Genomic DNA, 24,028 nt, shown 5'->3' with positions numbered 1-24,028 from the left:
CGGGGGAAGGGACACCGGATGGCCGCCGTCCCCCCGTCCCCCGCCGCGCCGCCTCCCGCCGCCCCTTCCGCCCCTCCCACGCTCCTCGTCCTCGACGCGGACCCGCCGCCCCGGCTCGGGCGGCTCACCGGGCGGGTCCGGGTGGTGCACACCGACGAGGCCTCGCTCGCCGAACGGCTGCCGGCCGCCGACGTCCTGCTGGTCTGGGACTTCACCTCGCGCGCGGTCCGCGACGCCTGGCCCGGCGAGGGCCCGCGGCCACGCTGGGTGCACACGGCGAGCGCGGGCGTGGACCACCTGATGTGTCCTGAACTCACCGCGTCGGACACGGTGGTGACGAACGCCCGCGGCGTGTTCGACGAGCCGGTCGCCGAGTACGTCGCCGCGCTGGTGCTGACGATGGCGAAGGACCTGCCCCTGACCTGGGAGCTCCAGCAGCGGGGCGAGTGGCGGCACCGGGAGGGCCGGCGGGTCGCCGGGACCCGGGCCGTCGTCGTCGGGTCGGGGCCGATCGGGCGTGCCGTCGCCCGCACGCTGAAGGCGCTCGGCATGACCGCGGCGGTCGTCGGCCGCGTCCCGCGGACCGGCATCCACGGCCCCGACGACCTGGACCGGCTGCTGGCCCGTGCCGACTGGGTGGTCGCGGCCGCGCCGCTCACCGAGCAGACGCGGGGCATGTTCGACCTCCGGCGGTTCGGCGTGATGCAGCCCTCGGCCCGGTTCGTGAACGTCGGCCGCGGGCAACTGGTCGTGGAGGAGGCGCTGGTGCGGGCCCTGGAGCGGCGGTGGATCGCCGGCGCCGCCCTGGACGTCCTCGCCTCGGAGCCGCTGCCTGTCGACAGCCCGCTGTGGCGGGTGCCGGGTCTGCTGATCTCGCCCCACATGAGCGGTGACACGGTCGGCTGGCGGGACGACCTCGGCGCGCAGTTCGTCGAGTTGTTCGAGCGGTGGGCGGTCGGCCGGCCACTGCGGAACGTGGTCGACAAGCGGCGCGGATACGTGCCCGGGCACTGACGTCCCGTCGCTGCGCATACGGCGGCCGGGGCGACACAGGCGTTGCCCGGGGCGGCTCGGGCATGGCCGGAGCCGGTGCTCAGGCGTGTGGCCCCGTGCGGCTCAGGTGTTAGCGACGGCTCAGGCGTGGTCCGGGGCGGTCCGGCGCAGCTCGTCACGCCACAGGGCGCTGTCGACGTAGTGGTTGTCGTAGCGCTCGGAGCTCGCGCGGATCTCCTCCACGCCCGCCTCGCCGTGGTGCACGCGCTCCAGCAGCCGGTAGTAGTCGAAGCGGTGCAGTCCGGGCGTGAAGAGGACGAGCAGTTCGGCGGTGCTGCCGGGAGCCGGCGCGAAGGCGTGCGGGACGGTCGGCGGGACGGTCAGGAAATCCCCCCGGTCCAGGGTGCGCACCTCGTCGCCGATCAGGAAGCGCATCCGGCCGTCCAGGACGTAGAACACCTCGGTCGCCCTGGTGTGGAAGTGCGCGGGAGCGCCGGGTGAGCCCTCGGCGAAGGCCGCCTTGTTGGCGGTGAGGGCCTCGCCGGTGGCGTCCGCGTCGGCGAGCAGCGTGATCAGGCTGAGGGCGCCGTCCTGGAGGGTCTCGGCCTGGCCGGAGCGGACGACGAGGGGGCTGCTGTTCATGGGGGCTCCCTAAGATCGGCGGGCGGTCCGCGGCTGAGGCCGTCGGACCCGTCACCCATGAATCTAGGCCCGCGAGAGACCCGCCGAACGGTGCATTGGGAGGTCGTTCCCATGGGTCAATCCGCGGCGGTGCGCGGGTCGTCGCCGACGGCCGTCCCGGGTTCTGAGCAGCGGGGGACGCGACGCGCCGGCCGCCCGTGCGGTCCGGGTCGGGAGAGCCTCGGCGAGGTCCTTCGCGAGGCCTTTCGCGACGAACGGGGCCGGAAGCGATCCGCATAACTCGCCGGAACCCGGGTAGCGGCGCGCCCATGGCTCGACCACAAGCACATCGATCAGGAACCGGCCCCCGACCCCACAGAGGACCCAGCCGCCGCTCACTGCTCACGGCGGCGGTGTCGCTGAGCGCCGCCGGAAGTCTGGGGGCGGCAGGCTGCAGCCGCGTCCCGGACGACGGAAAGGTTCTGGGGGGCGGTCTTCTGGACACTTTGCGGAAGCAGGGGTCCGTGAAGATCGGCATCGCCAGCGAGCCGCCCTTCGGGTACGTCGGGGACGACGGACGGGCCACCGGGGAAGCGCCCGCGATCGCGCGGGTGATCTTCAAGCGGCTCGGCATCGACGACGTCGAGCCGGTGCCGGTGGACTTCGGCGCCCTCATACCGGGGCTCAAGGCCCGGCAGTTCGATGTGGTGTCCGCCGGTATGTACATCAATCCGGTCCGGTGCGAGCAGGTGCTCTTCGCCGACCCGGACTATCTGATGCTGGACTCCTTCATCGTCCGCAAGGGCAATCCGCACGGCGTCAGGACGTACGACGACGTCAAGAAGAAGGGGCTCAAGCTCGCCTCCGGGAAGGCGTACGCCCAGATCGACTACGCCAAGGCCGCGGGCATCAAGGACGTGCTGGTCCTGCCGGACCAGGTGGCCGGTCTGGACGCGGTGGCCCAGGGCCGGGTGGACGCCTTCGCGGGCACCCGCATCACGGTGAAGTCGGCGGTGGCGAGTTCCGGACGGGTGTCCGCGACCGAGCCGTTCCAGCCCGTGGTGGACGGCGAACCGGCGTACGGCGCGGGCGGCTTCGCCTTCCGGCAGTCCGAGAAGAACCTCCGTGACGCGTTCAACGGGGAACTGCTGGAGCTCAAGAAGGACGACTACCGGGAACTCCTCGGGATCGTCGCCCCCTTCGGCTTCGTAAGGGCCGACATGACGGACCTCACGGCGAAGGAGCTGTGCGGCTGATGATGAGTTCCGAGTTCTTCACCACCTGGTTCCTGCCGGGCATCTGGGTGACCGTCCAGGTGACGGTGTACGCGGCGGCCCTCGGCGCGGCCATCTCGTTCGGGATCGGTCTGGCCCGCGGGTCGCGGTACTGGATCGTCCGCTTTCTCGCCGGGATCTACTTCGAGGTCTTCCGGGGCATGTCGGCGCTGGTGCTGATGTTCTGGATGTTCTTCGCGCTGCCCCTGTTCGGCTGGCAGCTGGTGCCCATGTGGGCCGGCGTCAGCGCGCTCGGCCTGACCTACGGCGCCTACGGCTCCGAGATCGTCCGCGGGTCCCTGGCCGCCGTCTCCCCGGCGCAGAAGGAGGCGGGCGTCGCGCTCAACTTCACCCGGCTGCAGCGGCTGCGTCTGATCGAACTGCCCCAGGCCTGGCCCGAGATGGTGCCGCCGTTCAACAACCTGCTGATCGAGCTGCTGAAGGGCACCGCCCTGGTCTCGGTCATCACGGTGGCCGACATGACGTTCGCCGGCAACCTGGTCCGGCTGGGCACCAACGAGACCACCCCGGTCTACACCCTGCTGCTGGTCCTGTACTTCGTCCTCGCCTTCCTCATCACCCGCGGCATGCGGCTGCTGGAGCGCAGGGCCAAGGCGGGGATCGGCCGGCGGCCCGAGAAGACCGGCGGGACCGCCCGCAGGTCCGGCACGCGCGGCGAACGCCTGTCCGCCGGTTCGCGGTCCGCGGCAGGAGGCACGGCATGAGCTGGGACTGGAACGTCGTGGACGCCTTCATGCCGCGCTTCTGGGACGGCGTGCTCGTCACCCTGCAGGCGCTGGCCGCCGGCACGCTGATCGCCTTCACGCTGGGACTGGTGTGGGCGCTGGCCCAGCGGTCCGGTCGGGCGTGGGTGCGCCGGCCGGTCGTCGCCGTCACGGAGTTCGTCCGCAACACGCCGCTGCTGGTGCAGCTGTTCTTCCTCTTCTACGTGGTGCCGAACTTCGGCCCCTCGATGTCGCCGCTCACCACCGGCATCGTCGGCCTCGGTCTGCACTACTCCACCTACACCGCGGAGGTGTACCGCGCGGGCATCGACGGCGTGCCCGCAGGCCAGTGGGAGGCGGCCACGGCGCTGAACCTGCCCAGGGGCCGCACCTGGCGGGTGGTGATCCTCCCGCAGGCGATCCGCCGGGTCGTCCCGCCGCTGGGCAACTACGTCATCGCCATGCTCAAGGACTCTCCGATGATCGCGACCATCGGTGCCTTCGACATGCTCGGCGAGGCCCAGACCTTCAGCAACGAGACCTTCACCACGGAGGCGCTGACCGTCGTCGGCGTGGCGTTCATCGTCATCGCCTACCCCGCCTCCCTTCTGATCCGAGCCCTGGAGCGACGCCTTGTCCGCTGACACCGATCCCGCACAGACCCTCGAGCCCCTCGCCAACCCGCCGGTGGACGGCAGTGAGCTGATCCGCTTCGACCAGGTCACGAAGCGCTTCGGCGACAACACCGTCCTCGACCGGCTCGACTTCTCCGTCGACTCCGGCAAGCACGTCACGCTGATCGGCCCGTCGGGCTCCGGCAAGACGACGATCCTGCGGCTGCTGATGACCCTGGCCACGCCCGACGAGGGCACCATCAGGGTGGGCGGCGAGTACCTGACCCACGAGGAGCGCGACGGCAGACTGGTCCCGGCCGGCGAGAGGCACGTCCGCGAGGTCCGTAAGAACATCGGGATGGTCTTCCAGCAGTTCAACCTCTTCCCGAACATGAAGGTGCTGCGCAACATCACCGAGGCCCCCGTCACCGTCCTCGGCCTGTCCGGGGACGAGGCGGAACAGCGGGCGCGCGAGCTGCTCGAACTGGTCGGTCTGACCGAGCACATAGACAAGTACCCGAGCCAGCTGTCCGGCGGCCAGCAGCAGCGGGTGGCGATCGCCCGGGCGCTGGCGATGCGGCCGCAGGTCCTGCTGCTGGACGAGGTGACCTCGGCGCTGGACCCGGAGCTGGTGGCCGGAGTCCTGGACGTGCTGCGGGACATCGCCCGCACCACCGACATCACCATGCTCTGCGTGACCCACGAGATGGGCTTCGCCCGGGACATCTCCGACCAGGTGCTGATGTTCGACTCGGGCCGTGTCATCGAGTCGGGTCCGCCGGAGAAGATGTTCAGCGATCCGGAGCAGGAGCGCACGCGGGAGTTCCTCAGCGCCGTGCTGTGACGGCTCCGGACCCGACCGGCGGGCACGTACCGGCGGGCGGGCGACGTGGACCGGAGGCCGGGTGTGCTCAAGTCGGCCGGGCGGGCGACGTGGGTTGGGCGGGCCGGGCGTATCCGAGCCGGGACGGACGGGCGGGCGACGTGGGCCGGGAGCGGGCCGGCGTCGTCGGCGACCCGGTTGCCGCCGATGGCATATGCCGATGGAACGGTCTGCTGGAGAGGGGGCCGGCAATCCCGGCGACGCCCCTCCCCGCAGGCCCGTCCCCGGTTATCGTGGTAGCGGTGCACTGACCGGATTACGGCCCATAGGCAAGCGCAGCCGACACAGCGAGCGCAGGGGGAACCGTGGCGCTGAAACACGAGCCGACCGCGCCGTACCACTCGACCCAGCACGCGCTGCGCGTCCTGGAGAGCGTGGCGCGGCACCCCACCGGAATCACCGACACCCGACTCGCCCGCCTGACCGGCCTCGACCCGGAGCGCCTGACCACGCTCCTGCGGATGCTGCGCCGCGAGGGATACGTCGAGCAACTCGCCGACGGGGTGTACGTGACCGGTGACGCCCTCACCCGCCTCGGCTCCGCAGAGGACCACGACCAGGCCCTGCGCGCGAGGCTCCAGCACACCCTCGACCGGCTGCGCGACTCCGTCGGCGCGGCCGTCTACATCAGCCGGTACGTGGACGGCGAGGTCACCATCACCCAGTACGCGGACGGCCCCGCCACGCCGTCCGTCAACGAGTGGTTCGACTTCCGCCGTTCCGCGCACGCCACCGCGCTCGGCAAGAGCCTGCTCGGCCAGCTCGACCACAACGGCCGCCGCGACCACCTCTCCCGGCACAAGATGGCCCGGCTCACCTCGCGCACCATCACCAGCGACAAGCTGCTGCTGTCGCGTCTGGAGGCCCAGGCGCCCACCGTCCCGGTGCTCGACCTCCAGGAGTACGCGATCGGCACGGTCTGCGCCGCCGTCCCGATCACCGCGGGCTCCACGGCGGGCTGTCTGGCCCTCTCCCTGCCCGTCGCCCACGCCCACCGGCTCCGCCAGGCCGCCGAGACCCTGAACAGGAACGCGGCGCCGGTCCTGCTGTCGCTCGCCATCTGAGACGCGGCCGCGGGGGTGCCGCCGCATGGTCGGAAGCACCCCCGCGGACCGGGTAGTATTTTCTTCGTCGCCGGCCGCCGAAGGCGGAGGGCGAGAGTCATGCGCCGCTAGCTCAGTTGGTTAGAGCAGCTGACTCTTAATCAGCGGGTCCGGGGTTCGAGTCCCTGGCGGCGCACAGATGAAGGGCCTCTCGTGAACACGAGGGGCCCTTCGGCTTCCCCGGATCGCCCCTCGGTCTGCCCGGATCCCTCACCTTTCCCGGCGTCCCCTCCCTCCACGGCCGGCCGGGCCGGTCCGGCCCCTCTGGTCCGCACGGCAGGTCCGGCCGCCGCGGCCTCCCGCGCCGTCAGCCTCCGGTAGGCGGACTCTCCCGGCGGCCGCCACCACACCGGGTCGGCGCAACGCGGCCCCTCGCCCCGCAGCAGGGCCCGGTGGATCTTGTTCGTCGCGGTGACGGGCATCCGGTCCACCACCCGCACGAACCGGGGCGCCATCTTGGTGCCCAGGTCGGGCTGGGCGAGCAGGAAGCCGGCGAAGCCCGCCGGATCGAACGTCCCGGCCAGCGTCGCCATCACCTGGTCGCCGGTCACCGGGTCCGGCACCGCGTAGACGGCGACGGCGTCCGCCCCCTCGTACCGGGCGAGGATGTTCTCGATCATCGCGGCGGCCAGGTTCTCGCCGTCGACGCGAAGCCGGTCGTCGGTGCGGCCCGCGAAGTAGAGGAAGCCCTCGCGGTCCCGGTAGAAGAGGTCGCCGGTCCGGTACGCGCCGTCCTCCCGGCGCCGCTCCGCCTCCGCCGCCGGGTTGCGCCAGTAGCCCTCGAAGGGGTTCGGGCCCCGGTTGACCAGCTCCCCGATCGCCGCGTCGCCGTTCAGCAGCCGCCCCGCCGCGTCGAACACGGCCCGCGGACACTCCTCGCCCGTCTCCGGATCGAGGACGACGAGACCCGGGCCCGCCCGGCCGACCGCGCCCGGCGGTGTGCCGGGCGACCACTGCACCGCCGCCCCGCCCTCCGAGGAGCCGTACCCCTCCACCAGCCGCACCCCGAAGCGCCGTTCGAAGGCTGCCGCGTCCACCGCTCCCGCCTCGGTGCCGAAGCCCAGGCGCAGCACGTGGTCCCGGTCGTCCGGGCCCGGCTCGGTGGCCAGGACGTACTGGATCGCCCGGCCGACATAGGTGAAGTACGTCGCCCTGTGGCGCCGTACGTCCGCCAGGAACCCCGACGCCGAGAAGCGCCGGCGCAGCGCCACCCCGGCGCCGGCCGTCAGCGCCGGGGCCCAGTCGGCGATCACCGCGTTGCCGTGGAACATCGGCATGCAGACGTAGTGCACGTCGTCCGGGCCGACGGCGAACTGTCCGGCCAGGGAGCGCCCGGCGGCCGACAGCCGGCCCTGTGTGCAGATCGCGGCCTTGGGGGCGCCGGTCGAGCCGGAGGTGAAGTAGAGCAGGAACCGGTCGGCGGGCGTGGCGCGGGACGGGTCCGGGCGGGCGTCCGCGTACGGGACGAGGAGCTCGTCGTACGCGGGCGTGCCGGTGATCAGCAGGCGGACTCCGGGCAGGTCGAGTCCTCTGAGCAGCGGCAGGTGGGCGTGCTCGGTGATCAGCAGCCGGCACTCGGTGTGCAGGACGTCCCGGGCCAGCTCGGGGCCGCGCCGGGTGGAGTTGATCCCGGCGACGGCCGCCCCGGCGAGGGCCGCGGCCGACAGCCAGAGCGGGAACTCCGGTGTGTTGTCCAGCAGCAGCCCGAGGTGCGGCGGCCCGTCCGGCGGCAGCAGGTCGGTCAGCAGAGCCGCCCGGGCGGCGGCGCCGGCGGCCACCTCGTGGTGCGTGAGGACCGTGTCCTCGCACCACAGCCCCGGCCGGCGGTCGCCCCAGCGGGCGGCCACGAGTTCGGCGACGGTACCGGTTCCCCTGGTGGACTCCATGAGCGGGCACGGTAGTTGACGTGCCGTCAGATGTGGAGGGTCAGGGGACGCGCCGTCAGGGCAGCAGGCCGTCCGCCTCTGAGAGGAAGGTGTGGGCGATGACCATGAAGCCGATGCAGAAGGTGATGAACACGGCGAAGAAGGCCAGCAGGAAGCCCGTGCCCAGGGCGAGCCTCGCCCGGTTCGGCCGGTGGGCGGTGGCCCTCTCCGGGTGGTCCGGCGCGTAGTACACGGTGACGATGTCACCCTCGATGACGGTGCCCGGACCGCCGCCCTCGTCGAAGCGGAAGGCGCGACCGTCCCTCGTGGTGAACTCGTAGACGTGGTGCAGGGTGGTGCTCACCGAGGTGTCGTTGCCCCCGCCGCTCGTGCGCGTGTAGGCCCGCAGACAGCGGCCCTCGGCCGTGAACCCGCTGTCCCAGGCCGCTCGGACCTGCCGGGTGCGGCCGAGGGCCTTGTACGCGAAGAAGAGCACGCCGACGATCATGACGGTCGGCACGATGTAGAAGAACGTTTCCATGAGCTCCCCCGGATGTCCTGGCGCCGGTCGGTCCTGTCGGCGTGCAGGGAACGTACCCGTGTGCGGGCCCGGGGGAGCTCAAGCGATGCTCAGGAAATTCGGCCGCTCAGAACGTGGTAGCCGTGGCCGCTCGCGCCGCCGACGGTGAGCACGAAGGCTTCCGCCGTGGTGAGCCCGAGCACGGCGGCGTACCGCTTGGTCCTTTTGCGCATGCTGCCGCTCCTGGAGAACGTGGGGAGTTCACTGAGCCGAGCCGTGCAGGTCTAGACCAAGTTCGAGGTTATGGGCGTGCGCGGGACATGTCCATACCCGTCACCCGTTCTGTTCGACGGGTCGTCAGGGCGACTGCTCCCGGCCCGCGCAGAAGGCCACGGTCAGGTCCTTCACCAGCGCCTTGCGCTCGTAGTCGTCCAGTTCCACGAGCCCGCGCATGGTCAGCCGGGTCACCGTGTCCTCCACCGAGTCGACGACCGAGGTCAGCACGGTGGCCCGGTGCTGGGCGTCGAGCGCGGCGATCCGGCGGCGGTGCATCGCCGCGGCGACCTCGGGGGCGTACTCCACCCGGACCGGCTGCACCGAGAACACCTCGAGGCCGACCACCCCCGCGTCCCGCGCGACCAGCCGGGTCAGCGCCTCCCCCGCCGCCTCCGCCGAACCCCGGCCCGCGCCCGGCGTCTCCACCGGGATCCGGGCCAGGGCCGCCTCGACGCACTCGCGCAGATACGTCTCGTGGTCCTCCACCCCCAGCGTCGCCCGCGCGGTGTCCCGCACCCGCCACACCACCAGGGCCACCACCCGCAGCGCGACCCCGCTGCCGTCGGCGGCGGACATCGGCTCGCTGCGCCAGTGCCGCAGCCGCACGTCCACCAGGCGGCGCAGCGGCAGCGGGTTCACCCACAGCAGGCCGGTGCGCCGCACCGTGCCCCGGTAGCGGCCGAACAGGCCGAGCACCCAGGCCCGCCCGGTCCGTCCGCGGGCGAGACCGCCGAAGCCGAACAGGGCGAGCGTGCCCGCACCCGCGTACGCCGCCCACTGCGCCGGACCGAGGCCCGCGCCCGCGATCTCCGGCAGCCGCAGCGACGCCACCGCGAGCGGCGGCAGGACCCCGGCCCACCACGAGACGGCCACACAGCCGGCCACCCCGCATACTCCGCCGAGCACCCCCAGGGCGCCGGGCAGCACCCGCGCCGGCCGCTCCGCCAGCTCGGGGTCCGGCCGCGGTCCCGGACGGGGCTTCGCGAGCACCGGCCGGCGCAGCCTCGGCTGCTCCCCGGTGCCCGCCCGGCCGTCCACCACGGCGGGTCCGAGCGGCACCGGCCGTGGCTCGGGCTCGTCGCGGAACAACAGGTGGACGGGGATCTCGGTCGTCGCTTCGTTCTGGATGAGCCGTGCGGGCCTGGACGGCCCCTCGGACTCGGGTGTGGGGGAAGTGGTCGTGTGCATTGCGTGCCTCCAGCCTCCGCGCCAGATACGCCAGATACGCCATGACAGTGGGGGACGGTGTGGGTGGACGGTGCGAGTGCAACCGGTGCGGGCGGGACCGGGTGAAGGGGATCGGAGGGACCGGGCGGGCGGGGCCGGGTGAAGGGGATCGGGTGGGCGGGGCAGGCGGCCGGGTGGGTGGGATCCTCGGGCCGGACCCCGGGGGGCCGGCCCCTGTGGGCCGGGCCGCGTGGGCGGGGACTGCCAGGGCGGGGGCACCCGGGCGGGGCGGCGGGGGCGGCGGTTCTACGAGAAGAGCCGCCGCCAGGTCTCGGGGCCCGGGTAGCCGTCGGCGGCGCCGCCGCGCCAGCCCTGGGCGCGCTGGAAGGACTCGACCGCTCGCCGGTCCGTCTCGCCCCAGCGCGGCCCGGGACCCGTCGCGTAGCGCCCGCCGAAGCCCTTCTTCACCAACTGCCGCCCCAGCTGTGTGACGTACACGTTCTGCGCCCCGGGCCGGAACACGCCCCGGCCCGGGTAGGCGGGGACGCGCGGCGCCGAGGGGGCGGGAGTGGCGTCCGGCTCCGCGGCACCCGCCCCGGACCCGGACGCGGCCCCGGACCGCCCCGGGAGCGCCGGCAGCGCGACCGGCTGCCCTCGCGGCTTGTCCCCGTCCCTTTCCGCGATCGCGCCCCGGTTCCCGGCCTCGCTCCCGCCCCCGGCGCCGGACTTCTCCCCGGTGCTCTGCGCGGCCGGCCGCAGACCCTTGTAGCGATAGGGGACGTAGCGGTCGGAATGACTCCAGTAGGCGTAGGGAGTGGCCTGGCGGCGCGTGGCCGGACGGGTCTGCTCGTACACGACGTAGTAACTGTGCGTGTAGTCCGTCCAGCCGCCGAAAAGGACGACGTGCGAGCCTTTCTCGGGGTCGGACGGATTGTGGAACAGCAGAATGTCGCCGGGCCTGAGTTCCTCCTTGGAAATCCTCGTCCCGAACTGGTGGAGACTGCCCGTCCACTCGTTGTGGGGCAGGTTCCAGGCCATGGAGACGAAGCCGGAGCAGTCCTGCCGGTAGCCGTCCCACCAGTAGCCGCTCATGTTGTACGGCACCTGCGCCGAAACCCATTCCCTGGCCCGTCCGATGATGTCGGACCGGGTCGTCACGGGCGTCACGACCGGTCCCGCCGCTCCACCCGGGCGCACCGAAGGCCCTGCGGGCCCGTGCAGCGGGGCCTTCACTCCCTGGGGGGTCTCGGGCTCGTCGCCTGCGGGAACGCCGAATGGGTCGGGGGACCGCGGAGCGGCGGCGACGTGCGCCGCGGGCGCCGCGCCGAGCGCCGCCGCCGTCGCGGTGGCCACGACCAGGGCACGGTGAGCGGGCGGGAGGCAGCCGAACGGGCCGGTCGGGGAATTCCGGGCCGCCCGTCGGCGTGCCGCGCATCCGGGGCAGTCGCAGTCGCTCTCGGGATCGAATTCCTCGAATACCGGAGGCTCCATGCGATTCCCCTCACACCTCGGCTGGAAATGTCCGCGACTGCGTACCTTCGCCAGTTTCTCAACCGTCTTGTCGACGCGCATGCTGACGGTCCGAATGATGTAAGCGGCGCCCTCCCGGTCCAGCGCCCGCGACCCCCCGGACGGTCGGATGCACTCTCCGGCGTCCTGTAGAGTTACGGAGTCAGTGCAAGCGCCGCTAGCTCAGTTGGTTAGAGCAGCTGACTCTTAATCAGCGGGTCCGGGGTTCGAGTCCCTGGCGGCGCACAGACGACGAAGGCCCCTCGCGAGAGCGAGGGGCCTTCGTGCGTCCGCGTCACGTCACCTCACGTCATGTCACGGCCGGCGCTCGTGCCGGTCAGGTACGCCGACACGATCACGTTCGCCGTGTAGCTGTGGCTGGTCCGGTCGAAGACTCCGCCGCAGGTGATGAGACGCAGTTCGGCGCGGCCCGGCCGGCGGGCGCCGTAGGCCAGCCGGGCGTCGAAGCGGTCGCGCCGGACGACCTCGACGTCGTCCACGGTGAACTCGGCGACCTTCCCGTCGTCCCGGACCACGCGGATCGCCTCGCCGCCTCTGAGTGTGCTCAGCTTGTAGAAGACGGCGGGACGGGTCTCGGTGTCGACGTGCCCCACCAGCAGGGCCGCGCCGCGCGCACCGGGCTTCGTGCCGCCGGCGTACCAGCCGACGACGCCCGCCTGGTCGAAGGGCGGCGGGTCGACGGCCCCGTCCCGGTCGAGGCCGCGGGCGACGACCGGGGCCCGCACGCCCAGCTCGGGTATGTCGACGCGTCGCGGCAGCGCCTGCCCCAACGGCTCGACGGCGGGCGGGAGCAGGACCGGTGGACGGCCCACCGCGGCCATGTCGCCGGTCGCCGGGACGGATCCGCCGTGCCGCACCTCGGTCGCCTCGCGGCCCCACAACCACAGCGCGAGCAGCAGCACCGCCCAGGCCAGGCCGGTCAGGAAGCGACCGGAAGCGTGCTCGCGGTCGGACACGGCTCAGTCCGTCCTGCGTCTCCGCCGCACACCGCGGAAGACGACGGCGGCCGCGGCGACGCCCGCCAGCAACAGGCCGATGACCGCCTGCACCGCGCCGGGGCCGTCCACCCGGGCCTCCTCCACGGAGGCGAGCGGAGCCGCCCCGCCGCCGCCCGCGCGGACCGGGGCGACGGGAGAGGCGGGGACCGTCGGGGCGTCCTGCGCCGGGGGACCCGACGACTCGCGCGGCCGCGACGGCTCGGCGAACGACGGGGCGACGACGCTGATCCGGCCCTTGACCGTGAAGTCGACGCAGGTGATCCGCACGTCGTAGGCGCCGGCCGCGACCGAGGAGCGCACCCGGGTGTCGCCGAAGAGCGAGCCGCCCGAACCGCTGAGCCGCGCGTCCGAGACGAACGCGTCCGAGGTAGCGGTGGCCGTGCGGCCGCCGCAGCCCGTGACCTTCAGCGTGACCTCGGCGCCGGGCCCGGGCTTGGACGGCGTGACCGAAACCCTGCCTCCGCCACCGTCGCCGTCGCCCGACGCGTACGCCGTGGGTGCCAGCGCCGTGGGGACGAGCATCGCGGGGGCGAGCGCCGCGGCGGCGACCGCGACACCCGTACAAAGAGTGACTTTCAGTGAACTCATCGTGAACCTCCAGCTCTCTGGAGAGTCCCCCACCGGACCGCCGGGCGCATCCCCTGGCGGGTTTTCGCTGCTCCGTACGGGTGACAGGCGGGTCGCCGCGGGTTTCAGACCCGGTCGACGAGGTCCGCGATCGAGTCCACGATCTTCGACGGCCGGTACGGGAAGTCCTCGACCTGCTCGGGCCTGGTCAGACCGGTGAGCACCAGGAACGTCTGCATGCCGGCCTCCATGCCCGCCAGCACGTCGGTGTCCATGCGGTCGCCGATCATCGCGCTGGTCTCGGAGTGCGCGCCGATGGCGTTCAGCCCGGTGCGCATCATCAGCGGGTTCGGCTTGCCCGCGAAATACGGGTTCTTGCCGGTCGCCTTGGTGATCAGCGCGGCGACCGCACCCGTGGCGGGCAGCGCGCCCTCGACGGAGGGGCCCGTCTCGTCCGGGTTGGTGCAGATGAAACGCGCGCCGTCGTTGATGAGGCGGACCGCCTTCGTCATCGCCTCGAAGGAGTAGGTGCGGGTCTCGCCGAGCACCACGTAGTCGGGCTCGTGGTCGGTGAGGACGTAACCGATGTCGTGCAGGGCGGTGGTCAGACCCGCCTCGCCGATGACGTACGCCGTGCCCTCGGGCCGCTGGTCGCCGAGGAACTGGGCGGTGGCCAGCGCGGAGGTCCAGATGTTCTCGATCGGCACCTCCAGACCCATCCGCCGCAGACGGGCGTGCAGGTCGCGGGGGGTGTAGATCGAGTTGTTGGTGAGGACGAGGAACGGCTTGCCGGACTCCCGCAGCTTCTTCAGGAAGGCGTCGGCGCCGGGGATCGGCACACCCTCGTGGATGAGCACACCGTCCATGTCGGTGAGCCACGACTCGATGGGCTTGCGGTCTGCCATGTGCGGGATCTCCCTGCCGTGCGCGAGGACGCAGTCGCTGCGTGCGCCCCAGCCTAATCACAGGGCCGATCTTGGGGAATGGCCGCTTCCGGGCCGTCCACCTGCTGGGACGCGCCCCTCGAGATCAGCGCCGTCGGCGGGCCAGCAGCAGGGCCGCGCCGACGAGCAGGAAGCAGCCGCCGACGGCGCCGAGGGCGGCCGGCGAGGCCAGGCCGGTGCGGGCCAGCTCGGCGGCCTCGTCGGCGAGGGAGAGCGCCCCGGTGTCGGCGGCGGAGGGGCGCGGAGAGGGCGTGGCGGGGAGCGCGGTTCGCGGGGCGGCCGAACCGGAACCCGCTTCCGCCTTCCCGGCCCCGGATTCGATGCCCGGTTCGGTGTCGGGTTCGGTGTCGGGTTCGGGTTCCGCGTCGGGTGGGGTGCCGGGCGCGGTCTCGACGGCGAAGCGGTAGTCGTTCGACTGCCCGACCCAGTCGCCGTCGTCACCGTGCCGCTGGACGACGGCCGCGTTGGCGGTGACGACGTTCGGGGCGGTGTCCGGGGCGAGGGCCATCCGCATTCTCACCGTGAGGGTCCGGCCCGGGTCCACACGGAACCCGGAGAAGCCGCGCGCCCCCTTCTCGTCGGCGAGGACGCCGACCAGCTCGTCGTCGTCGGTGGGCTCGAAGCGGACCGGGTGCGCCCGTCCGTCGGCGTAGAACTCCAGGCGCGGCTGATCCGGTTTCAGCAGGTGCCCGGCGTCGACCAGGACGACGACCGGGTGGACGCCGTCACAGGTGCGGCGGGTGGTGTTGGTGAGGTCGAGGTACCAGGCGCCGAATCCACCGCCGGGCCGGTAGGAGTCGGGCCCGCCGCGCAGACGGGTGGTGAGCGGGAAGCCGTCGGCGCCGGACCCGGCACAACCCGGTCCGGCTTCCGCGTACGCGGGCACGGGGAGGAGGGCGGCGGCCGCGGCGAGACAGAGGGAGACGGGCGGGCACAGTCGCATGAACACGTGAGCCTGCACGATGATCCGACCGGACCGCCCCCGCCGCACCGCACGACGGCACGCATCCCCTCGTTCGGCGGAGGCAGCCCGACTCACGGACTCACCGGCGCACGGACGTACGGACTCGCCTGCGCACGGACGCACCCGTCAGCCGGTCTCGCGGCCGAACAGCGGGGCCAGGAGGAGCTGGGCGGCGCCCTCCGCCACGTTGCGCGGGCCGCCGGGGGCGAGGCGTACCGGCACGGCGTTCTGCGGGGCGCCCTCGCGGCGGGCGTGGGTGTCGAGGACTGCGGCCACACCGCGCAGAAAAGGCTCGGGGTCGGCCTCGACGGTCCGGCCGCCCAGCAGGACGACGTCGATGTCGAGCAGTCCGACGAGGTTCGCGGCGGCCACCCCCAGCACGCGCGCCGCCTCGCCCACGTCCCCCCGGTCGAGGGCGGCCAGGCACAGCGCCTCGACGCACCCCCGGTTGCCGCACGGGCACGGAGGTCCGTCCAGTTGCACGACCTGGTGCCCGAACTCCCCCGCGCCGGTGCGCGCGCCCCGGTGCACGGTCCCGCCGATCACCAGGCCCGCGCCGAGGCCGGTGCCCAGGTACAGGCAGGCGAAGGAGCCGCGCAGTCCGCCGACGGCGAGTCCGAGCGCGACGGCGTTGGTGTCCTTGTCGACGACGACCGGCGCCCCGAGCCGCTCCGCCAGCGCGTCCCGCAGCGGGAAGCCGTCCCACTCGGGGAAGCCGGTGATCCGGTGCAGCACCCCGTGGGTGTGGTCGAGCGGTCCGGGCAGGGCCACCCCGACGCCGAAGGCGGCGCCGCCCGCGCTCCGGACCAGCGCGACGGCCTCCCGGACGACCGCCCCGAGCACCGCTTCCGCGCCCGCGCCCAAATCCAGCGGCACGCCCCGCTCCCCCACCACGGTCCCCTCGAGATCGACCAGCACCGCCCTCAGCTCGTCCCGCTCGAGGTGGACGCCGACGGCGTGACCCGCGCCGGGGACGAGCCGCAGGACCGTGCGCGGCTTCCCGCCGGTCGACGCGCGCCGGCCCGCCTCCGCCGCCAGCCCCTCCTCCCGCAGCCGGGCGGTGATCTTGCTGACGGCCTGCGGGGTGAGGCCGGTCCGCTCGGCGAGCTCGAGTCTGCTGATGCCGTCCCGGCCTGCCGTGCGCAGCAGGTCGAGCACGAGCGCGGCATTGTGGTTGCGCAGCCCCGGCAGATTCACACCGGTCGGGTGGCCGCCGCCGTTCGTCCTGTTCACGTCTCCCATTCTCCCCCTGCTTGCACTTTGGCAACAGTGTTGTGAAAGTGGGGTTCATGACTGGACGCAAGACTGGCGGCACCCCTGTGCGCGTGGGCCTGATCGGCTACGGCCTCGCGGGCTCCGTCTTCCACGCCCCGCTGATCGCCGCCACCGAGGGCCTCGTGCTCGACACGGTGGTCACCTCGAACCCGGAGCGGCAGGAGCAGGCCCGCGCCGAATTCCCGGACGTGCGCCTCGCCGTCGGCCCCGACGACCTCCTCGCCCGGGCCGGTGAGCTGGATCTGGTGGTCGTCGCGTCCCCGAACAAGACGCATGTGCCGCTCGCGACCGCCGCCCTGAAAGCCGGTCTGCCGGTCGTCGTCGACAAGCCGGTCGCGGGCACGGCGGCCGAGGCCCGTACGCTGGCCGCCCTCGCCGACGAGCGCGGACTGCTCCTGTCCGTCTTCCAGAACCGGCGCTGGGACAACGACTTCCTGACCCTGCGCAAACTGCTGGACGAGGGCGCGCTGGGCGACGTCCAGCGCTTCGAGTCGCGGTTCGAGCGGTGGCGTCCGCAGCCGAAGGGCGGCTGGCGGGAGTCCGGCGACCCGGCAGAGATCGGAGGTCTGCTCTACGACCTCGGCAGCCACGTGGTCGACCAGGCGCTGGTGCTGTTCGGCCCGGCGGTCCTCGTGTACGCCGAGGCGGACGTCCGCCGGCCGGGCGCGGAGACCGACGACGACACGTTCATCGCGCTCACCCATGCGAACGGCGTCCGCTCCCACCTCCACGTCTCCGCGACGACCGCCCAACTCGGCCCGCGCTTCCGGGTGCTGGGCTCGCGGGCGGGGTACGTGAAGTACGGCCTGGACCCGCAGGAGGCGGCGCTGCGCGAGGGCCTGCGGCCCGGCGGCTCGGCCGGCTGGGGCACGGAACCGGAGGAGCTGTGGGGCCGGGTCGGCGCCGGCGAGTCCCCGCCGACCGGCGGCGGACGGCCCGAACGGACCCTCCCCGGCGACTACCCGGCCTACTACGCTGCGGTGACCAAGGCACTGATCGACGGCGGCCCGGGCCCGGTGACCGCCGTCGAGGCGGCCGCCGCCCTCGACGTCCTGGAGGCGGCCCGCCGTTCGGCACGAGACAAGGTGGCGGTGACGCTGTAATGGGCACCCACGAGATCACCCCGAAGTTCACTCCGGAGATCACCCCGACCCTGGAGGAACTGCAGACCCAGGAACGCCGGCTGGTCTTCCGCCAGTTCACCCACGACGACGCCTGGGCGCTCGGCACACTGCTGGTGGAGCTGGCCCGTGAGCGCCAGGCACCGGTGGCCGTCGACATCCACCGCTCGGGCCAGCAGCTCTTCCACGCCGCCCTGCCCGGCTCGACCCCCGACAACGACGCCTGGATCGCCCGCAAGCGCCGGGTGGTGGAACGCTTCGGCGCATCTTCGTACCTGGTCGGCACCCGTTTCCGCGCCAAGGGGACGACCTTCGAGGATGCCTCCCGCCTCGACCCGGACGCCTACGCGGCCCACGGCGGCTCCTTCCCGATCAACGTCGAGGGCGTGGGCATCGTCGGCGCGGTGACGGTCTCGGGCCTCCCCCAACTCGAGGATCACCGCTTCGTGGTGGCGGCCCTGGAACAGTTCCTGGAGAAGTACCTCTAACGGCCCACTCGGACGCCGGGAGCGCCCGGGGCGCAGGCCACCCCCTCAGGGGCGCGGAGCCGGTCCCACGGCCGGCCCACCCCCTGAGCAGCGGGCGCTCCCGAACACACGACGGCCACCCCTAAGGGGCCCGGCCACCCGACGCACGGCCGGCACACCCCCTCCAGCCACGGGCACTCCCGAACGCACAGCCCGGCCCACCCCCCAGGGACGCTGGCACCCCCGAACACACAGCCCGGCCCACCCCCCAGGGACGCTGGCACCCCCGAACACACAGCCCGGCCCACCCCCCAGGGACGCTGGCACCCCCGAACACACAGCCCAGCCCCCCAGGGGCGCTGGCACTCCCGAACACACAGCCCAGCCCCCCAGGGGCGCGGGGAACTGCGCGATCAGCCACCTCCCACCCGCACCCGACGAACAGCCGCACCCCCGCCCCGCCCCCGCAGTCCCCCCGCCAACCCAGCGGAGCGCTACGCGTCGGCGCACACCTGCCGCTGCCGCCCCAGCCGCGAGATCTCAAGTTCCACCACGTCCCCGCCTCGCAGGAACGGCTTCGGGTCGGGCGCCCCGAGGGCCACCCCGGCCGGCGTCCCCGTGTTGACGACGTCCCCGGGGTACAGCGTCATGAACTGGCTGACGTACCGCACGACCTCCCCGACCGCGAAGATCTGCTCAGCCGTCGTGCCGTCCTGCTTGAGCTCACCGTTGACCCAGAGCCGCAGGGAGAGGTCCTGCGGGTCGGCGATCTCGTCCGCCGTCACCAGCCACGGCCCGAGCGGGTTGAACGTCTCGCAGTTCTTGCCCTTGTCCCAGGTCCCGCCGCGCTCGATCTGGAACTCCCGCTCGGACACGTCGTGCGCCACCGCGTACCCGGCGACGTGCGCGAGCCCCTCCTCGGCCGACTCCAGGTAGCGGGCCGTGCGCCCGACGACGACGGCCAGCTCCACCTCCCAGTCGGTCTTGACGGACCCGCGCGGGATCAGCACGGTGTCGTGCGGCCCGACGACCGTGTCCGCCGCCTTGAAGAAGATCACGGGCTCGGCGGGCGGCTCGGCCCCGGTCTCCCGGGCGTGGTCGTGGTCGTGGTAGTTCAGCCCGATGCACACGATCTTGCCGATCCGGGCCAGCGGCGGCCCGATCCGCAGCCCGGCGGCGTCCAGCGCCGGCAGCGCCCCGGACTCGGCGGCGGCCCGGACCCGGCCGAGCGCCGCGTCGTCGGCGAGCAGCGCCCCGTCGATGTCCTGGACCACCCCGGAGAGGTCCCGCAGGACCCCCTCGGAGTCGAGCAGCGCGGGACGCTCCGTTCCCTTCGCACCGACTCGCAGCAACTTCATGATGACCGTCTCCCTGGATCGCGGGTCGTCCTCCGACGGGTGCAGCCATCGGAGGACTGGCCGATCGTCCAAGCTCGGCGTCCGCTCCGCAATACCCGGTTCACGTACTGGACCGTCACCGGACGGACGCGGGGACGGACGCGCGGACGGTCATCGGTACAGGACGGCCCGTTCGACCGCGCTCCACGCCGCTGACGTGATCACGTACAGCGCGGCGGCCAGCGGGACGACGGCCACGGTGACCAGGGTGAAGAACGACATGAACGGCATGACCTTCGTGAGGGCGCCGGCCCCGGGCACGTCCTGGCCACCGGTCACGGGCAGTGGCATCCGCTTGGCGCGCAGGTAGTTGAAGGTGGCGATCACGGCCACGACGGTGAACAGCGCGAGGTAGACCAGCCCGGCCCCGCCGACCGGGCCGCCCCCCGCGAGCGCGTCCGCCCAGTGGCCGCCGAGCGGCGCGGCGAACAGCCGGTGGCCGAGCAGCCCGTTGCTCTCACCGCCGATCGAGGTGCTGGAGAAGAGGTGGTAGAGCACGAAGAACGCGGGCGCCTGGAGCAGGCTGGGCAGGCAGCCGGAGAGCGGCGACACCTTTTCCGCGGTGTGCAGTTCCAGCACGGCCTTCCGGAGGCGTTCGGGGTCCTTCGCGTACTTGCTGCGCAGTTCGGCGATCCTCGGCTGCAGGGCGGTGCGGGCCTTCTGCCCGCGAGCGGCCGCGCGGGACAGCGGATGGACGAGGAGCCGTACGAGGGCGGTGAACAGGACGATCGCGGCGGCCGCGGCGGCGGCCCCGACCAGGGGCTGGAGCAGGTCGGCGAGGTGCTCGACCAGGCTGGCGAAAACGGACATGGGTGAGGAGCCCTCCGGGGGTCTCGTCGTGCCGGGGACAACGGGGTTGACGGCATGACGACCCGCGCGGGGTCACGAGGACGACGTCGTACGTGCGTGCCCTACGCGGCGGTCGCCGGGAGGACGTGACCGGGTGCTCGGGGGCGGGGCCGGCCCGACGCGTCCGGATCGCGTTGGGGCAGGAACGCCGTGCGCCGGGCGCGGTCCCTGATCGCCGTGCGCACCCGGGTGGGCGGCACGCGGGGTGCGCTGCGCGCGGCGACGACGGTGCAGACGGTGAGCGCGGAGGAGGCGGCGGCGGTCGCCGCGAGGGCGACGGCGGCCGTGAGACTGCCGGAGTCGAGGAGCAGCACGTCGAGGACGAGGAGGAGCAGGAAGGGCATGACGGCGCGACGCGCGTCGAACCGGTTGCGCGGCATGCCTCTCCTTCCCTGCCCCCAAGAGGACGTCCGGAAGGTGGCGATGGTTCCGCGGGCACAGCCGGAGCGGAAACGGGAGCGGTAGCGGGAACGGGAGCCACCGCCACAGCCGGAACCGGAACCGGAGCCGGAGCCGGAGCCGGAGTCTCAGCACCGCGGAAATGCCGCAACTGCCGCGCCTCCGGCCGTACGCGCCGAGCCTGCCGATCCCGCGGGACGCACCGAACCCGCCGAACCCGCCGGCGAGGCAACTTGTATCAGCTGTTTGACACAAGATTCGGCTCACGGCATCTTGTACTCACCACTTGATACAAGTACCGACCGGGGGGTCCGCCATGCTCGACACCGTCCCGCCCGAGCGGCTGCTGGCGCGCGCCGACCTCTGCGCCCGCTGGGCCGGCCTGGCCCTCGGCGTCGTCGTCGCGCAGCCGCTGGCCGCCTGGGACAGCGACGACCTCGCCATGCGCTTCCTCAGCGCGGTCACCGCGTTCGGGCTGTGTGCCGTCGGCGGGGTCCTGCTCGGCGACTCCCTCACCCCCGCTCCCCTGGAAGCGGTCCGCACCGCCGCCCTCGCCCCGCGCAGGGTCCGGGACCACGTCCCGCCCCGGATGACGCCGCTGCTGGCCTTCGAGGCGGCCTGCATCGCCGTCCTGCTGACGATCGGGACCCTCATGGCCTCCCACGGCGACGACGGCCGGGCCGGCCGCACCCTCACCGTCATCTGCGCCACCGGCAGACCCCGGATCCTGGGCCCCTGGCCCGGTCTCCACTACGCCGCCCCGGCCCTCGCCGCCCTCGCCCTCGGCACCGCCGCCTGCGTCTGGGCGCTGCGCCGCATCGCGCACCGCCCCGGCGACAACCTGCGACGCCACGACCGCAGCTGGGCGATCACCGGGGCCTGGGGGCTGCTGGTCTCCAGCCAGCTGCTCATCGTCCTCGGCATGATCGGCCGGGTGCTGTCCTACACCACCTGCGCCGGCATGCTGGGCAACGTCACCGCGCTGGTGATCTACCCCCTGGGGCTGCTCGCCCTGTTCAGCCTGGGCTGGTGCCTGTTCACCGTCGTCGCACCGCGGGCCGTGGGCGATGAGTGAGCCCGCGGTACGCGTCGACACCACCAGCCAGGTGCCCCCGTACGACCAGATCCGGTCCCAGCTCGCCGCGCTGATCGTCACCGGCCGGCTGACGGAGGGCGAGCGACTGCCGACCGTGCGCCAGCTCGCCGCCGACCTGGGTCTGGCGCCGGGGACCGTGGCCCGCGCCTACCGCGAACTGGAGGCCGCCGAGCTGATCCGCACCCGGCGCGGCGCCGGCTCCAGGGTGGCGGCTCCCCGTGCCCGCCCGGCCCGTCCCGACCCCGGGCAACTGGCCACGCTGGCGCGTGACTTCACGGCGTCCGCCCGCGCCCTGGGCGCCGACGCCGACGCCGTCCTGGCCGCCGTCCGCGAGGCCATGGAGGAGGGGGCGTAGCGCCGCGGGCGGGAGCACCGCGGCGCGGTCCGCAACCGTCCGCCCCGCCGGACCGCTCTACACGACCATGCGCATGCACGAGAGAGTGGCCCGCGGGGTCAGGACGTTCGCCGGTCAGCTGGCGCGCTTCGGCTGGGTACAGGCGCGCTGTTGCGCCTTCGCGGTCGCGCTGCTCGGCGGCATGGCCGTCTCCAGGCTGCTCCCGGCCCTCCCGGTGGCCCGCTACGACCTCCTCCTCGCCTACGGCGTGCTGCTCACCGCGGTCGCGTGGCTCCTCGGCTGGGAGTCCCGCCGGGAGGTCGCGGTGGTGGCCGTCTGCCACGTCCTGGGGCTCGCCTTCGAACTGGTCAAGGTGCGGGTGGGTTCGTGGAGCTACCCGGAGCCCGGCCTCACCAAGATCGCCGGCGTGCCGTTGTACGGCGGTTTCATGTACGCGGCCGTCGGCAGCTACGTCTGCCGGTCCCGGCGGCTGCTCGACCTGTCCCTGACCGGCTACCGGGCCCGTTCCACCGCCGTGCTCGCCGTCGGCCTGTACGTGAACTTCCTCAGCCATCACTGGCTGCCGGACCTGCGGCTGCCGCTCGGCGCACTGCTGCTGGCCGCCACGGCGGGGACGTGGGCGCACTTCACCGTCGGCCGGATGCGGCACCGGATGCCGCTGGCGCTCGCCTTCACGCTGATCGGCTTCTTCCTCTGGCTGGCCGAGAACATCGCCACCTACCTCGGCGCCTGGACCTACCCGTACCAGCTCGACGGCTGGGAGCCCGTCTCCCTCTCCAAGTGGGTCTCGTGGGCGCTGTTGATCAGCGTCACCTTCGTCATCTGCGGGGCCGGCCGGGAGCGCGGCGGGCACGGGGACCGCCGCGCTCCCGGCCCCCTATCCGCGCGGCCGCTCGGCGACCAGGACGCCCCAGACGACCAGCCGGTACCGGGAGGTGTACTCCGGCGTGCAGGTGGTGAGGGTGAGGTAGCGGCCGGGGACGCCGTAGCCGCGGCCGGGCTCGGTGACGGAGCGGGGCACGGGCCCGATGACGCCCGTGTCCCGGGGTGAGGTCTGCGGCAGGATCTTGTCGACGAGGTAGGTGTAGGTGGCGTCCCGGGTCTCCACCTCCACCCTGTCGCCCCTCCCCAGACGGTTGAGGTAACGGAAGGGCTCACCGTGCGTGTTGCGATGCCCGGCTACCGCGAAGTTGCCCTGCTGCCCCGGCTGTTGACTGCCGCTGTAGTGACCCGCGTACCCCTTGTTGAGGACCTTCTGCTTGCTGGTGCCCTCGGCGACCGGCACCCGGAGGCCGAGCCGGGGGATGCGCAGCACGGCGTACGCCTGGGAGGAGCGCGGGACGCCGCTCGCGGCGTCGTCCGCCGCCGGCGAGCCGGTACGGCCGTCGGGGCCGGCGGCACCCCCGTCGCCGGCGGACGGGTCACCGGCGGCGGTGCCGGCGCCCGGGCCGCCGTCACCGCCGGCGCCTTGCGAACCGTCCGCGCCACCGCTCCCCCACTCCCGCTCCAGGGCCTGCACCCTGCGCTCGGCGCCGTCCTTCGCCTCCCGGTTGGTCCACCACAGCTGGTGGACCACGAGGAGGAGCACCAGCACCCCGGCGGTGACGAGGAGTTCGGCGCCGGTCCACAGCGCCCGACGGCACCGGCCGCGCCGCCGCCGGGTGCCGTGCCGAACGACGGGGACGCGCCGGCCGAGAGAGACACGCCGGCCGAGGGGAGTCCACTGCCCGGGGGAAGTCCGCACGCGGGCACGATAAGGGGAGGGGGACAAGGTCTCCAGACCCGTACATACACGGACCGTCCCCACCTCGCCCGTTCGTCCCCTCGAACCCGTTCCGCCCCTTTCTCCACAGGTTTGAGAAAGGGCTGTCAGAACTCTCGACAACCGCACGGACCACAACCGATGCTTCGTGACGCACTGACGCGCCGATGCGTGCAACGACGCACCGACGCACGTACTGCCGCACCGAAGCACCCACTACCGCAATGCCGCACTGCCGCATTCCGATACGACGCCGGCGGGGA

General features: G+C 73.1%; 24 protein-coding genes, 2 tRNA genes and 2 pseudogenes. 13 read left to right on the top strand and 15 right to left on the bottom strand.

Annotation, left to right across the window (positions count from 1 at the left end; genetic code table 11):
* Positions 1–18: 18 nt before the first annotated feature.
* Complete coding sequence (locus C6376_RS14450; protein WP_107443789.1) at positions 19–1,014, top strand: D-2-hydroxyacid dehydrogenase; 996 nt, start codon at positions 19–21, stop codon at positions 1,012–1,014.
* Between the two features lie 120 nt (positions 1,015–1,134).
* On the opposite strand, the gene C6376_RS14445 is transcribed toward C6376_RS14450, so the two are convergent.
* Positions 1,135–1,635 carry a cupin domain-containing protein gene (locus tag C6376_RS14445; protein WP_107443788.1) on the bottom strand — a complete coding sequence of 167 codons (501 nt, stop codon included), beginning with the start codon at positions 1,633–1,635 and terminating at the stop codon, positions 1,135–1,137.
* A gap of 308 nt (positions 1,636–1,943) precedes the next feature.
* Here C6376_RS14445 and ehuB point away from each other — a divergent pair, with 308 nt between their 5' ends.
* The 6 genes from ehuB (at position 1,944) to C6376_RS14415 (ending at position 6,349) form a co-directional block, all read left to right on the top strand.
* Positions 1,944–2,870, top strand: coding sequence for an ectoine/hydroxyectoine ABC transporter substrate-binding protein EhuB (ehuB, locus tag C6376_RS14440; protein ID WP_107443787.1), 927 nt, complete (start codon positions 1,944–1,946; stop codon positions 2,868–2,870).
* On the top strand, positions 2,870–3,613 hold the full coding sequence (ehuC, locus tag C6376_RS14435) for an ectoine/hydroxyectoine ABC transporter permease subunit EhuC (protein ID WP_107448963.1): 744 nt from the start codon (positions 2,870–2,872) through the stop codon (positions 3,611–3,613). The genes ehuB and ehuC overlap by 1 nt, the downstream gene beginning before the upstream one ends.
* Positions 3,610–4,257 carry an ectoine/hydroxyectoine ABC transporter permease subunit EhuD gene (gene ehuD / locus C6376_RS14430; RefSeq protein WP_107443786.1) on the top strand — a complete coding sequence of 216 codons (648 nt, stop codon included), beginning with the start codon at positions 3,610–3,612 and terminating at the stop codon, positions 4,255–4,257. Before ehuC ends, ehuD begins: the two co-directional genes overlap by 4 nt.
* Entirely contained in the window at positions 4,247–5,071 is an 825-nt protein-coding gene (gene ehuA, locus C6376_RS14425; RefSeq protein ID WP_173985642.1) for an ectoine/hydroxyectoine ABC transporter ATP-binding protein EhuA, read from the top strand. The genes ehuD and ehuA overlap by 11 nt, the downstream gene beginning before the upstream one ends.
* Positions 5,072–5,415: 344 nt before the next feature.
* Positions 5,416–6,174: an IclR family transcriptional regulator gene (locus tag C6376_RS14420; protein WP_107443785.1), complete on the top strand. Its 759-nt coding sequence runs from the start codon at positions 5,416–5,418 to the stop codon at positions 6,172–6,174.
* Positions 6,175–6,275: 101 nt separating this feature from the next.
* Positions 6,276–6,349 (top strand) — tRNA-Lys (locus tag C6376_RS14415).
* On the opposite strand, the gene C6376_RS14410 is transcribed toward C6376_RS14415, so the two are convergent.
* The 5 genes and pseudogenes from C6376_RS14410 to C6376_RS14390 all read right to left on the bottom strand — a co-directional run bounded on the left by C6376_RS14410 (position 6,315) and on the right by C6376_RS14390 (position 11,532).
* Positions 6,315–8,099, bottom strand: a complete 1,785-nt coding sequence (locus tag C6376_RS14410; RefSeq protein WP_107443784.1) for an AMP-binding protein — start codon at positions 8,097–8,099, stop codon at positions 6,315–6,317. The genes C6376_RS14415 and C6376_RS14410 overlap by 35 nt on opposite strands.
* 55 nt (positions 8,100–8,154) lie before the next feature.
* A complete protein-coding gene (locus C6376_RS14405) occupies positions 8,155–8,619 on the bottom strand; it encodes a DUF3592 domain-containing protein (protein WP_107443783.1) in 465 nt (154 codons plus the stop codon).
* 116 nt (positions 8,620–8,735) lie between these two features.
* Positions 8,736–8,831 (bottom strand): annotated as a pseudogene (locus C6376_RS14400) (chitin-binding protein); the annotation flags it as partial.
* Between the two features lie 124 nt (positions 8,832–8,955).
* On the bottom strand, positions 8,956–10,062 hold the full coding sequence (locus tag C6376_RS14395; protein ID WP_107443782.1) for an SPFH domain-containing protein: 1,107 nt from the start codon (positions 10,060–10,062) through the stop codon (positions 8,956–8,958).
* 285 nt (positions 10,063–10,347) lie between these two features.
* Positions 10,348–11,532, bottom strand: coding sequence for a peptidoglycan-binding protein (locus tag C6376_RS14390; protein ID WP_107443781.1), 1,185 nt, complete (start codon positions 11,530–11,532; stop codon positions 10,348–10,350).
* 190 nt (positions 11,533–11,722) lie between these two features.
* Here C6376_RS14390 and C6376_RS14385 point away from each other — a divergent pair.
* Positions 11,723–11,796: transfer RNA gene (locus tag C6376_RS14385), tRNA-Lys, on the top strand.
* Between the two features lie 59 nt (positions 11,797–11,855).
* On the opposite strand, the gene C6376_RS14380 is transcribed toward C6376_RS14385, so the two are convergent.
* The 5 genes from C6376_RS14380 to C6376_RS14360 all read right to left on the bottom strand — a co-directional run bounded on the left by C6376_RS14380 (position 11,856) and on the right by C6376_RS14360 (position 16,286).
* A complete protein-coding gene (locus tag C6376_RS14380; RefSeq protein WP_107443780.1) occupies positions 11,856–12,527 on the bottom strand; it encodes a class F sortase in 672 nt (223 codons plus the stop codon).
* A 3-nt stretch (positions 12,528–12,530) separates the two neighbouring features.
* Positions 12,531–13,157, bottom strand: a complete 627-nt coding sequence (locus C6376_RS14375; protein ID WP_107443779.1) for a hypothetical protein — start codon at positions 13,155–13,157, stop codon at positions 12,531–12,533.
* Positions 13,158–13,261: 104 nt separating this feature from the next.
* Positions 13,262–14,041, bottom strand: coding sequence for an HAD-IIA family hydrolase (locus C6376_RS14370; RefSeq protein WP_107443778.1), 780 nt, complete (start codon positions 14,039–14,041; stop codon positions 13,262–13,264).
* 124 nt (positions 14,042–14,165) lie between these two features.
* Positions 14,166–15,023: a hypothetical protein gene (locus C6376_RS14365; RefSeq protein WP_254076375.1), complete on the bottom strand. Its 858-nt coding sequence runs from the start codon at positions 15,021–15,023 to the stop codon at positions 14,166–14,168.
* Between the two features lie 147 nt (positions 15,024–15,170).
* Positions 15,171–16,286 carry an ROK family transcriptional regulator gene (locus tag C6376_RS14360; protein ID WP_107443777.1) on the bottom strand — a complete coding sequence of 372 codons (1,116 nt, stop codon included), beginning with the start codon at positions 16,284–16,286 and terminating at the stop codon, positions 15,171–15,173.
* A gap of 47 nt (positions 16,287–16,333) precedes the next feature.
* Between C6376_RS14360 and C6376_RS14355 the strand changes: the two genes are divergently transcribed.
* Together C6376_RS14355 and C6376_RS14350 are read left to right on the top strand one after the other, a co-directional pair.
* The gene (locus tag C6376_RS14355) at positions 16,334–17,422 is read left to right on the top strand and encodes a Gfo/Idh/MocA family oxidoreductase (protein ID WP_107443776.1); all 1,089 of its coding nucleotides are present in this window, start codon (positions 16,334–16,336) and stop codon (positions 17,420–17,422) included.
* Positions 17,422–17,928, top strand: a complete 507-nt coding sequence (locus C6376_RS14350) for a heme-degrading domain-containing protein (RefSeq protein WP_107443775.1) — start codon at positions 17,422–17,424, stop codon at positions 17,926–17,928. Before C6376_RS14355 ends, C6376_RS14350 begins: the two co-directional genes overlap by 1 nt.
* Positions 17,929–18,401: 473 nt before the next feature.
* On the opposite strand, the gene C6376_RS14345 is transcribed toward C6376_RS14350, so the two are convergent.
* The 3 genes from C6376_RS14345 to C6376_RS14335 all read right to left on the bottom strand — a co-directional run bounded on the left by C6376_RS14345 (position 18,402) and on the right by C6376_RS14335 (position 20,533).
* Entirely contained in the window at positions 18,402–19,265 is an 864-nt protein-coding gene (locus C6376_RS14345) for a fumarylacetoacetate hydrolase family protein (protein ID WP_107443774.1), read from the bottom strand.
* A gap of 150 nt (positions 19,266–19,415) precedes the next feature.
* Positions 19,416–20,114, bottom strand: a complete 699-nt coding sequence (locus tag C6376_RS14340; RefSeq protein ID WP_107443773.1) for a YidC/Oxa1 family membrane protein insertase — start codon at positions 20,112–20,114, stop codon at positions 19,416–19,418.
* 101 nt (positions 20,115–20,215) lie between these two features.
* Positions 20,216–20,533 carry a DUF6412 domain-containing protein gene (locus tag C6376_RS14335; protein WP_107443772.1) on the bottom strand — a complete coding sequence of 106 codons (318 nt, stop codon included), beginning with the start codon at positions 20,531–20,533 and terminating at the stop codon, positions 20,216–20,218.
* Between the two features lie 335 nt (positions 20,534–20,868).
* Here C6376_RS14335 and C6376_RS14330 point away from each other — a divergent pair, with 335 nt between their 5' ends.
* From C6376_RS14330 to C6376_RS14320, 3 genes and pseudogenes are all read left to right on the top strand, one after another.
* Positions 20,869–21,627 (top strand): hypothetical protein, encoded by a 759-nt coding sequence (locus C6376_RS14330; protein ID WP_107443771.1) that lies wholly within the window; start codon positions 20,869–20,871, stop codon positions 21,625–21,627.
* Positions 21,620–22,003 (top strand): GntR family transcriptional regulator, encoded by a 384-nt coding sequence (locus tag C6376_RS14325; RefSeq protein ID WP_107443770.1) that lies wholly within the window; start codon positions 21,620–21,622, stop codon positions 22,001–22,003. The genes C6376_RS14330 and C6376_RS14325 overlap by 8 nt, the downstream gene beginning before the upstream one ends.
* A gap of 67 nt (positions 22,004–22,070) precedes the next feature.
* A pseudogene (locus tag C6376_RS14320) lies at positions 22,071–22,808 on the top strand (DUF817 domain-containing protein); the annotation flags it as partial.
* Between the two features lie 72 nt (positions 22,809–22,880).
* Here C6376_RS14320 and C6376_RS14315 read toward each other — a convergent pair.
* Complete coding sequence (locus C6376_RS14315; RefSeq protein ID WP_107443769.1) at positions 22,881–23,747, bottom strand: class E sortase; 867 nt, start codon at positions 23,745–23,747, stop codon at positions 22,881–22,883.
* Between the last annotated feature and the right edge of the window lie 281 nt (positions 23,748–24,028).

Origin of the sequence: Streptomyces sp. P3 (genome assembly GCF_003032475.1) — a bacterium.
Lineage (GTDB): Bacteria > Actinomycetota > Actinomycetes > Streptomycetales > Streptomycetaceae > Streptomyces.
Note: the sequence above shows the minus strand (reverse complement) of the source record. Positions and strands in the feature narration are given on the sequence as shown.